The following is a 9,715-nucleotide window of genomic DNA, read 5'->3' as shown; positions in this document are numbered from 1 at the left end:
CTGGAAACCGGTGTGGCACGTGCTCGAGGGCCACTTCGAGCTGGTGCTGGCCAACGCCGCGCATGTGAAGAACGTGCCCGGGCGCAAGACCGACGTCAACGACGCGATGTGGCTGGCGGACCTGCTGGCCCACGGCCTGATCCGCGCCAGCTTTGTGCCACCAGTGGCTGTGCAGGAGCTGCGCACGCTCACGCGCACCCGCAAGCAGTTCGTGCGCGAGCGGAGCGCTCACGCCCAGCGCATCGAGAAGGTGCTCGAAGACGCCAACCTCAAGCTCAGCGTCGTGCTCAGCGACATCCTGGGCAAGAGCGGGCGTGCGGTGCTGCAGGCCATCATCGCCGGCCACAGCGACCCCGAGCACCTGATCTCCTGCATCGGTCGCGTCAAGGCCAGCCGCRCCGATTTGCTCGAAGCCCTGCGCGGACGCATCAGCGAGCATCACCGCTTCATGCTCAAGCTGCATCTGGGCCACATCGAGGCGCTGGACCAGGCCATTGCCGACATCGAAAAGGAGGTGGGCCTCGGGCTCGAGCCGTTTCGACAAGCCGCCAAGCTCCTGAGCACGATGCCGGGCCTGAGCGAGGTCAGCGCCCATGTGGTCGTGGCCGAGATCGGCATCGACATGTCGCGCTTTGCCACGCCTGGGCATCTGCTGTCCTGGGCCTGCATGTGTCCGCGCAACGACGAGAGCGCCGGAAAGCGCCGCAGCACCCGGCTGCGCCGCGGCGGCAAGTGGCTCAAGACCACGCTGGTGCAGGCCGCTTGGGCGGCCGTGAAGGTCAAGGGCGGCTACCTGCAGGCGCAGTTCCATCGCCTGCGCGCACGCCGCGGCGCCAAGAAAGCCATCATCGCCGTGGCCGCCTCGATGCTCACCGCCGCCTGGCACAGGCTGCGCGACGGCACCGAATGGCACGACCTGGGTGCCGCTCACTTCGACCGCGCCGACGCTCACAAAACTGCCAACCGCCTCATCCGACGACTTCAGCAAATCAGGACGTTTCATTTCAGTCGCGCCGGAACCAGTCCCCGCTGCCGATCGCGACGCGACCGGCGATCCGGTCCGGATGGATCTCGTAGACCAGGCAGGCCAGCAGCGCGCCGGCCACGCGCACCTGCACCTCCCGCTTGATGTACTCGCCGCTGTCGTCGGGCCTGACCTCTTCCAGCCGGTCCAACTGCCGCTCGAGCTCCGGCGCGATGCAGTAGATCTCGCCCCGCACCCTGCCCTCACCGCCCAGCACCGCGCCCGGATAGGGGCCGAGGTCGTAGAGCGTGCCGTCGATCTCGCCATCGGCGATGCGCACCGGCGCGGGCGAGAAGCGGGAGATGTCGTTGCTGCCGCCCGCGCGCAAGGTGCCGTAGACGAAGACATGGCGGGGCGAGGCGGGGCGGGCATCCGAATCGGGCATCATCGAATCAATCCTCTGAACGATCAGTCTATTGAATTCCGCATCCCACGCACCCGGCCGCCTGGTGGCCTACGGCTGCCTCGCCTTGAGCATGTCGCTGGTCGGCAGCTATGTCGCCCTCTCCAAGCCGCTGGTGGCCGCCTTTCCGGTCCTGCTGCTGGCGTGGCTGCGCTTCGGCATCGCGGCGCTGGCGATGCCGCACTGGTTGCGGCGACCGGCCGGGGAACCGCCGATGACCGGCCGCACGCGCGGCCTCGTGTTCCTCGAATCCTTCCTCGGCAACTTCCTGTTCTCGATCTGCATGCTGTTCGGCGTCAGCTTGACGAGCGCGGTCTCGGCCGGCGTGATCATGGCCTCGATCCCGGCCGTGGTGGCGATCGGCAGCTGGGCCTTCCTGCGCGAGCGCATCACCGCGCGCGTCGGACTGGCGATCGCCTGCGCCGCGCTCGGCATCGGCTTGCTGGCGCTCGCGCCGGCGACGGCGGCCCCGCATGCCGGCACCGCGAACACCTCCTCGATGCCCTGGCTGGGCAACCTGCTGGTGTTCTGCGCGGTGCTCTGCGAGGCCGCCTACGCGGTGATCGGGAAGTCGTTGACCGGACGGCTCGGACCCAGGCGCATCTCTTCGCTGATCAACCTCTGGGGCTTCGTGCTGTCGACGCCCTTCGGCCTCTGGTTCGCGCTGCGCTTCGACTTCGGCGCCGTGTCGATCGGCCTCTGGAGCCTGCTCTTCGTCTACGCGCTGGCCGCGAGCATCTGGACCGTGTGGCTCTGGATGACGGGCCTGAGGAGCGTGCCGGCGTCGCAGGCCGGCGTCTTCACCGTGATGCTGCCGGTGAGCGCCGCGGTGGTCGGCGTGCTGGTGCTCGGCGAGGGCCTCGCGACTGCGCAGGTGGTCGCTTTCGCGCTCGCGCTGCTCGGCGTCGTGCTCGCGACATGGCCCTCGCGCCGCAACTGAAGGCTCTCCGAGGGGAACGAACGTGCTTTCTCCCTCTGAAAAAACAACAGCTCCCAATGAAAAAGTCTCTTTTCCCCTTGGAAACGCGTTTCTTCTCCTTTAGCATCCGCAATGCCGATGGAGACACTGCTTTTCATTGGTGAAAGTGTCCAACCAAAAAAGGAATTCAACCATGGCAACTGCAAAGAAGGCTCCGGCCAAGAAAGCTCCCGCGAAGAAGGCCGCACCGGCCAAGAAGGCGGCGGCACCGGCGAAGAAGGCTGCTCCTGCAAAGAAGGCAGCACCCGCCAAGAAGGCTGCTCCGGCCAAGAAGGCTCCTGCGAAGAAGGCGGCTCCCGCCAAGAAGCGCACCCCGAACGCTGCGTTCATGAAGGCACTGACCCCCAGCCCGGCGCTCGCCGCCGTGGTCGGCTCGACGCCTTTGCCGCGCACCGCCGTGGTGAGCAAGCTGTGGGACTACATCAAGAAGAACAACCTTCAGGACAAGGCCAACAAGCGCAACATCAACGCCGACGCCAAGCTGAAGGAAATCTTCGGCAAGGCCCAAGTGTCGATGTTCGAACTGGCTTCGCTGATCGGCAAGCACGTCAAGTGAGCCCGCGAGCGCCTCGTGCGCTTGCCTGGAAAAGCCGGCAGCAGCCGGCTTTTTTTTGGCTTCAGCGGCCCGCGGCCTCGGCCGACCGGGTGATCGCGCTCAGGGTGCCACGGGTGGTGATCACCTCGGGGTCGAGCGGAATCTCGATCAGCGTGCCGGTATCGGCCGCCAGCGCGCGCAACAGCGCCGCCTCGAACTGCGCGGTCTCGGTCACGCGCTCGGCGGCGTAGCCATAGGCCCGCGCCAGCGCGCAGAAGTCGGGGTTGCGAAGCGCGGTGCCGCTCACCTTGTTCGGGTACTCGCGTTCCTGGTGCATGCGGATGGTGCCGAACATGCCGTTGTTGAGCAGCACGATGATGCTCTTGCCGCCATGCTGCGAGGCGGTGGCGAGTTCCTGCCCGTTCATCAGGAAGTCGCCGTCGCCCGCGATCGTGAAGGCGACGCGCCCGGTCGCAATGCTGGCCGCGATGCCCGCCGGCACGCCGTAGCCCATCGCGCCGCTGGTCGGCGCGAGTTGCGTCTTGTGGCCCTTGGCGAGGCCGTGATAGCGGAAGTAGCGGTGCACCCAGCTCGCGAAGTTGCCGGCGCCGTTGGTGATCGCGGCATCCGCCGGCAGGTGCTTCTGCAGCAACTGCACCACCGCCACCATGTCGACCGCGCCGCGCGGCGCCTCGGCCGGCAGGCCGGCCAGCGGCTGCGGCTCCAGGTTGGCAAGGTAGTCGGCATGGGCGGCCGCGGTCCAGGCCTCCCACGGCAGTTCCGGCGGCGCGCTGAGCACCTCGAGGCTGCGCGCGGCCGAGGCCATGCCGGCATTGATCGCCAGGTCGGCCTGGTAGACCCGGTTGAGCTCCTCGGCGCCGGCATGGATGTGGACCAGCGTCTGCCTCGCCTTCGGCGCCTCGAGCAGCGTGTAGCCACCGGTGGTCATCTCGCCCAGGCGAGGACCGATCGCGAGGATCAGGTCGCTCTGCCGCACGCGCTCGGCCAGCTTCGGATTGATCGCGATGCCGACATCGCCGGCATACAGCGGATGGTGGTTGTCGAAGGTGTCCTGGAAGCGAAAGGCGTTGGTCACCGGCAGCCTCCAGTTCTCGGCGAAGCGCTGCAGCGCCTGCGCCGACTGCGGAGTCCAGCCGCCGCCGCCGGCGATCACCAGCGGACGTTCCGACTTGATCAGCAGCTCGCGCAGGGTGCGCAGCGCACCGGGGTCGCTCCAGGCCGCCACCGCCTCGACCCGCTTCAGCGGCCGGGCAGCGGTCATGCTGCGCAGCATGTCCTCAGGCAGCACCAGCACCACCGGGCCCGGGCGCCCGTTCATCGCGGTGGCGAAGGCGCGCGCCACGTACTCGGGGACGCGGTCGGCATCGTCAATGCGCTCCACGCGCTTGGCGAAGCCCTTGGTGCTGGGACCGAAGAAGCTCGCGTAGTCGACCTCCTGGAAAGCCTCGCGGTCGCGGAAGTCGCTGCCGACATCGCCGACGAAGAGCACCATCGGGGTCGAATCCTGGAAGGCGTTGTGGACGCCGATCGAGGCATTGGTGGCGCCGGGCCCGCGCGTCACGAAGCAGACGCCGGGCCGGTTGCCCAGCTTGCCGTGCGCCTCGGCCATGAAGGCCGCGCCGCCCTCCTGGCGGTTGACGACGAAGCGGATGCGATCGCCGTAGGCATGGAAGCCGTCGAGCACCGCGAGAAAACTTTCGCCGGGGACGCCGAAGGCCAGCTCGACGCCTTGCTCGACCAGGCATTCGACAATCAGATGGCCGGCGGGTTGGGTTGTATGCATGGACGGGCGCCTCTTTCTCTCTGGTGCAATGGGGTGTTCGAATTATCGGTTCGGCCCGCGCCTGCTTGCCTTAATTCCCCAATTGGTTAAATTCTCCCCATGAAAGCTCCCACCCCGGTCGCCGCCGAACCGCGCTCGCGCGACGCCGACCGCTCGCAGCTCGCGATCCTCGCCTCGGCGCGCGACGAGTTCTCGCAGCGCGGCCTGGCAGGCGCCCGCATGGACAGCATCGCCGAGCGCGCGGGACTCAACAAGCGCCTGATCTACTACTACTTCGGCAGCAAGGACGACCTCTTCCTCGCGGTGCTCGAACGCACCTACGCCGACATCCGCGAGGCCGAGCAGCAACTGCATCTCGACGCGGTCGAGCCGGTGGAGGCGATCCGCCGGCTGGTCTCCTTCACCTGGCACTACTACCTCGAGCATCCCGAGTTCATCACCCTGCTCAACAGCGAGAACCTGCATCGGGCCGCACACCTCAAGCGCTCCGAACGCATCCAGGAGATGAACTCGCCGCTGGTCGCGCTGCTCGACGGCGTGCTCGAGCGCGGCCGCCGCGACAACCTGTTCCGCGCCGGCGTCGACCCGGTGCAGCTCTACATCTCGATCGCGTCGCTGTGCTACTTCTACCTGTCGAACAACGACACCCTGTCGGCGGTCTTCGGGCGCGACCTGCGGGCGCCGAAGGCGATGGCCCAACGCCTGTCGCACATGACCGACCTGGTGCTCGGCTACGTCCTGCGCTGATACGGGTATCTCCTAGGGGCTCGCCGGTTGACGGGCCGACGAAGGCATTCCTAGAATTGCTAATTCACTTATTGGTGAATTGAAACGCGCAGCGCCGCTGCACGAATCCCGTCCAGGTTTCAACCACGGTCCTCGTCGATGCTTCGCAATCTCCTGCTCGCGCCAGCGCTGCGGCCCTTCCTGCTCATCCTGATGCTGCTGGTGCTGTGGGACCTGGCGATCCGCGTCTTCGGCATTCCGGCCTACCTGATTCCGCCACCGCTGCAGGTGGTGAAGATGCTTTACGCCGAATGGCCGCGCCTGTTGTCCGAGAGCTGGAAGACCACGCTGGCCACGCTCGGAGGCTTCGGCCTCACGATCGTCATCGGCATTCCGATCGCGATGGTGATCGCCTACTCGCGCGTCGTCGAGTCATTCGTCTATCCGCTGCTGGTGTTCTCGCAGAGCATTCCCAAGGTGGCGATCGCGCCGCTGTTCGTGGTCTGGTTCGGCTTCGGCATCTTCCCGAAGGTGATCTCGGCCTTCCTGCTGGGCTTCTTCCCGGTGGTGGTCTCGACCGTGATGGGCTTCAAGTCGGTCGAGCCCGACATGCTCGATCTGGCGCGCTCGATGGGCGCCAGCCGGCTGCAGACATTCCTCAAGATCAGCCTGCCGCAGGCCCTGCCCGCGATCTTCAGCGGCCTCAAGGTGTCGGTCACTCTGGCCGTGGTGGGCGCCGTGGTCGGCGAGTTCGTCGGCTCCAACTCGGGCATCGGCTACGTGCTGCAGGTGGCCAACGGCAACTTCGACCTGCCGCTGATGTTCGCCGCGCTGGTGGTGCTCTCGAGCATCGGCGTGATCCTGTTCGTCGCCGTCGACGGGGTCGAGCGGCTGATGATCCCGTGGCACGCCTCGCAGCGCCACGTCCAGTGAGTTCCTTCGCCAACGACATCCCCAGGAGACAAACATGAAGAAACTGCTCCCCTCCCTGCTGGCCGGCGCCGTCTGCGCGCTGGCGTTCGCCGTCGCGCCCGCGCAGGCACAGAACAAGCCGCAGGACAAGGTCACGCTGATGCTCAACTGGTACCTCTACAGCGAGCATGCGCCCTTCTTCCTAGGCAGGGAACGCGGCTACTACGCCGACGAGGGCATCGACCTCGAGATCCAGGAGGGCCGGGGCTCGGCCGTCACGGCGCAGGCCGTGGCCGCGCGCTCGGCGACCTTCGGCTACATCGACGTCACGACCATGATCAAGGCTGCAGCCAAGGGCGCGCCGCTGAAGTCCACCGGCGTGCTGTTCCAGGTCAGCCCGATGTCGGTGATGGGCTTCAGCGAGAAGAACATCAAGACGCCCAAGGACATCATCGGCAAGACCGTGGCGGTCACGCCGGGCGACTCGATGTCGCAGATGTGGCCGCTGTTCCTCAAGGTCAACAACATCCAGCCCGACCAGGTCAAGATCGTCTCGGGCGACGCCCAGACCAAGCTCAACGCGGTGACCAACGGCCAGGCGGACCTGCTGCTGGGCTATGTGATGGACCAGGCGATCAAGCTGCAGGACGCCACCGGCAAGCCGGTGACGCCGATCCGCTTCGCCGATTCGGGCGTCAACCAGATCAGTTCGGGGATCATCGCCAACAAGAATCTGCTGACCGAGAACCCCGACCTCGTGAAGCGCTTCATGCGAGCCTCCACGCGCGCCGCCGAAGCGGCCGAGAAGGATCCGGCCGCGGCGGTCGACGCGATGCTCAAGGCCAACCCTAAGGCCGGCGTGCGCGACACGCTGATCGTCGGCATGAAGCAGAGCGCGGCCCTCTTCCACACCAAGGAAACCACCAACCAGCGGCCGTACCGCGTCTCGATGAAGAACGTCAACGACTCGCTCGACCTGCTGGTGCAATACGGCGGCATGGACCCCGCCACGCGCGGCAAGCCCGAGGACTACGTGACGCTGGACTTCCTGCCGACCAACTGATCGTTCCTCATGGCCCTGGACACTCTCATCGAAGCGCGCGGCGTCGCCAAGACCTACCGGAGCAAGGACGGCCCGGTCGAGTCGCTCAAGCCGCTCGACTTCTCGATCCGCGAGGGCGAGTTCGTCTCGGTGGTCGGGCCCTCGGGCTGCGGCAAGAGCACGCTGCTCAAGATGGTGGCCGGGCTGCTGCCGATCAGCGCCGGCACCCTGACGCTGGCCGGCAAGCCGATCACGGGGCCGCAGAAGGATGTCGGCATCGTGTTCCAGAGCGCGCTGCTGCTGGCCTGGCGCAGTGTCGAGGACAACATCCTGCTGCAGGCCGAGATCCGCCATCTGCCGAAGGCCGCCGCGCGCGAGCGGGCCCGCGAACTGATGAAGATGGCGGGCCTCGCAGGCTTCGAGAACAAGTACCCGTGGCAGCTCTCGGGCGGCATGCAGCAGCGGGCTTCGATCTGCCGCGCCCTGCTGCACGACCCCTCGGTGCTGCTGATGGACGAACCCTTCGGCGCCCTCGACGCCATGACGCGCGAGAAGATGAACCTCGAGCTGCAGCGCATCTGGTCGGCCTCGAGGAAGACCGTGCTGCTGATCACGCACAGCATCCCCGAGGCGATCTTCCTGTCGGACCGCGTGATCGTGATGAGCGAGCGGCCGGGGTCGATCGCCGCGATCTACGACATCGACCTGCCGCGTCCGCGCCCGCTCGACGTCATGGGTAGCGAGCGCTTTGCGGCCTACGCCCGCACCCTGCGCGCGCATTTCTTCGCGCAGGGCCAACTCGACGCCCACTGACAGCTGCCGTGACCGCTTCCGCATCTTCCTCCGCGCCGGCCGTGCGCGTGCTCGCCGTCGACTTCGGCGTGCGCCCGATGGCGCTTCGCCTGCCTTTCAAGTTCGGTGCCGCCACGCTGACGCGCTGCCCGCAGGTCTTCGTGCGCGCCACGGTGGACTGCGGCGCGCACGGCACCGCCCAGGGCTGGGCGGCCGAATTGATGGTGCCGCGCTGGTTCGACAAGCGGACCGGCATGAGCCAGGCAGAGAACGTCCGGCATTTGCAGTTGGCACTGGAAGCGGCGGCCGAGGCCTACACCCGCGGCGCGCCGGTGCCGGCCTTCGCGTTGTTCACGCAGCACTACCAGACGTTGATGGCGCAAGGGGAGTCGACCGGCCTCACGGCGCTGTCGACCTCCTTCGGCCAGGCGGTGCTCGACCGCGCCGTGCTCGACGCACTGTGCCACTGCCTGCAGGTTCCCGTGTACACCGCGTTCCAGCGCAACCTGGTCGGCATCGGGGACACCCCGCTGGCCGACGACCTGCGCGGCTGGAACTGGAACGGCTGGCTGGCGCGGCTGGCGCCCGCGAACCACCTCGAGGCGCGGCACACGGTGGGCCTGCTCGATGCGCTCGAAGGCGACGCCGAGGATGCCGCGGGGCTGCCGGTCAGCCTGCCCGCGGTGGTGCGCCGCTACGGCCACCGCTGCTTCAAGGTCAAGCTCGGCGGCGACCCCGTGGCCGACCTCGCGCGGCTCGACGCCGTGCTGGCGGCGCTCGATACCGCTGCGCCGGGTCATCGCTTCAGCCTCGATGGCAACGAGCAATACACCGACCTGCAGGCGCTGCAGGCGCTGTGCACGGGCCTGCGTGCGCTGCCGCGGCTGGCCGCGCGCCCCGAGGCGCTGCTCTACCTCGAGCAACCGCTGCCGCGCGAGGCCAGCCTGGCACCGGCCCTGGCAGCGCTAGACAGCCCCGCGCCGCTGCTGCTCGACGAGGCCGACGGCACGCTCGACGCCTTCCCCACCGCGCGCACGCATGGCTGGCGCGGCATCTCGAGCAAGGGCTGCAAGGGCCTCTACAAGGCGGTCCTCAATCGCGCGCGCTGCGACCAGTGGAATCTCACGACCCGCAACGCGGCCGACCGCTGCTTCATGTCGGCCGAAGACCTGACCTGCCAGGCCGGCCTGGCCGTGCAGCAGGACCTGGCGCTGGCCTCGCTGCTGGGCCTCGGGCACTGCGAGCGCAACGGCCACCACTACGTCGACGGCTTCGGCGATGCGCCGGCCGTGGAGCAGCAGGCCTTCGCCGCCGCCCACGGCGACCTCTACGAAAACAGCGCCGGTCGCCCGCGCCTGGCGATCCGCGACGGCCTGATCGCGATCGATTCGCTGGCCCGGCCCGRCTTCGCCCATGGCGCGGACCCCGACTTCACGAGCCTGCAACCCCTCTCGCAAGCGCCTTCCCTGGTCTAGACGCGCGCGTTCATCCCGAAGCA

The 9,715-nt window shown here is 67.7% G+C and carries 9 protein-coding genes and 1 pseudogene; 8 read left to right on the top strand and 2 right to left on the bottom strand.

The annotated features are described in order from the left end of the window. Nucleotides 1–991: pseudogene (locus tag AC1D2E_RS26845) on the top strand (IS110 family RNA-guided transposase); the annotation flags it as partial. A 13-nt stretch (nt 992–1,004) separates the two neighbouring features. Here the strand turns inward: AC1D2E_RS26845 and AC1D2E_RS26840 are convergent. Further along, nucleotides 1,005–1,409, bottom strand: a complete 405-nt coding sequence (locus AC1D2E_RS26840) for a gamma-glutamylcyclotransferase family protein (protein WP_478200217.1) — start codon at nt 1,407–1,409, stop codon at nt 1,005–1,007. 91 nt (nt 1,410–1,500) lie between these two features. Between AC1D2E_RS26840 and AC1D2E_RS26835 the strand changes: the two genes are divergently transcribed. Beyond that, nucleotides 1,501–2,367: a DMT family transporter gene (locus AC1D2E_RS26835; RefSeq protein ID WP_478200216.1), complete on the top strand. Its 867-nt coding sequence runs from the start codon at nt 1,501–1,503 to the stop codon at nt 2,365–2,367. Between the two features lie 172 nt (nt 2,368–2,539). Then, a complete protein-coding gene (locus tag AC1D2E_RS26830) occupies nt 2,540–2,962 on the top strand; it encodes an SWIB/MDM2 domain-containing protein (RefSeq protein ID WP_478171857.1) in 423 nt (140 codons plus the stop codon). A gap of 61 nt (nt 2,963–3,023) precedes the next feature. On the opposite strand, the gene AC1D2E_RS26825 is transcribed toward AC1D2E_RS26830, so the two are convergent. After that, a complete protein-coding gene (locus tag AC1D2E_RS26825) occupies nt 3,024–4,745 on the bottom strand; it encodes a thiamine pyrophosphate-binding protein (protein WP_478200215.1) in 1,722 nt (573 codons plus the stop codon). A gap of 99 nt (nt 4,746–4,844) precedes the next feature. On the opposite strand from AC1D2E_RS26825, the gene AC1D2E_RS26820 reads away from it, so the two are divergent. The 5 genes from AC1D2E_RS26820 to AC1D2E_RS26800 all read left to right on the top strand — a co-directional run bounded on the left by AC1D2E_RS26820 (nt 4,845) and on the right by AC1D2E_RS26800 (nt 9,692). Beyond that, a complete protein-coding gene (locus AC1D2E_RS26820) occupies nt 4,845–5,492 on the top strand; it encodes a TetR/AcrR family transcriptional regulator (protein WP_478171859.1) in 648 nt (215 codons plus the stop codon). Between the two features lie 138 nt (nt 5,493–5,630). Then, nucleotides 5,631–6,404, top strand: a complete 774-nt coding sequence (locus AC1D2E_RS26815) for an ABC transporter permease (RefSeq protein ID WP_478200214.1) — start codon at nt 5,631–5,633, stop codon at nt 6,402–6,404. A 34-nt stretch (nt 6,405–6,438) separates the two neighbouring features. Beyond that, a complete protein-coding gene (locus AC1D2E_RS26810) occupies nt 6,439–7,446 on the top strand; it encodes an ABC transporter substrate-binding protein (protein ID WP_478200213.1) in 1,008 nt (335 codons plus the stop codon). Between the two features lie 9 nt (nt 7,447–7,455). Beyond that, nucleotides 7,456–8,238, top strand: a complete 783-nt coding sequence (locus tag AC1D2E_RS26805) for an ABC transporter ATP-binding protein (RefSeq protein WP_478200212.1) — start codon at nt 7,456–7,458, stop codon at nt 8,236–8,238. An 8-nt stretch (nt 8,239–8,246) separates the two neighbouring features. After that, complete coding sequence (locus AC1D2E_RS26800) at nt 8,247–9,692, top strand: enolase C-terminal domain-like protein (protein ID WP_478200211.1); 1,446 nt, start codon at nt 8,247–8,249, stop codon at nt 9,690–9,692. Nucleotides 9,693–9,715: the final 23 nt, after the last annotated feature.

The sequence above is a fragment of the Variovorax sp. P1_H2 genome, from assembly GCF_056405295.1.
The sequence above is the reverse complement of the archived record's forward strand: the minus strand, read 5'-3'. Positions and strand labels throughout refer to the sequence as shown.

What these genes read in the sequence shown, in the direction of transcription:
- AC1D2E_RS26815 (WP_478200214.1), top strand. Translation starts at nt 5,631, where the DNA reads ATGCTTCGCAATCTCCTGCTCGCGCCAGCGCTGCGGCCCTTCCTGCTC.
- AC1D2E_RS26835 (WP_478200216.1), top strand. Translation starts at nt 1,501, where the DNA reads ATGTCGCTGGTCGGCAGCTATGTCGCCCTCTCCAAGCCGCTGGTGGCC.
- AC1D2E_RS26825 (WP_478200215.1), bottom strand. Translation starts at nt 4,745, where the DNA reads ATGCATACAACCCAACCCGCCGGCCATCTGATTGTCGAATGCCTGGTC.
- AC1D2E_RS26810 (WP_478200213.1), top strand. Translation starts at nt 6,439, where the DNA reads ATGAAGAAACTGCTCCCCTCCCTGCTGGCCGGCGCCGTCTGCGCGCTG.
- AC1D2E_RS26820 (WP_478171859.1), top strand. Translation starts at nt 4,845, where the DNA reads ATGAAAGCTCCCACCCCGGTCGCCGCCGAACCGCGCTCGCGCGACGCC.
- AC1D2E_RS26840 (WP_478200217.1), bottom strand. Translation starts at nt 1,409, where the DNA reads ATGCCCGATTCGGATGCCCGCCCCGCCTCGCCCCGCCATGTCTTCGTC.
- AC1D2E_RS26830 (WP_478171857.1), top strand. Translation starts at nt 2,540, where the DNA reads ATGGCAACTGCAAAGAAGGCTCCGGCCAAGAAAGCTCCCGCGAAGAAG.
- AC1D2E_RS26805 (WP_478200212.1), top strand. Translation starts at nt 7,456, where the DNA reads ATGGCCCTGGACACTCTCATCGAAGCGCGCGGCGTCGCCAAGACCTAC.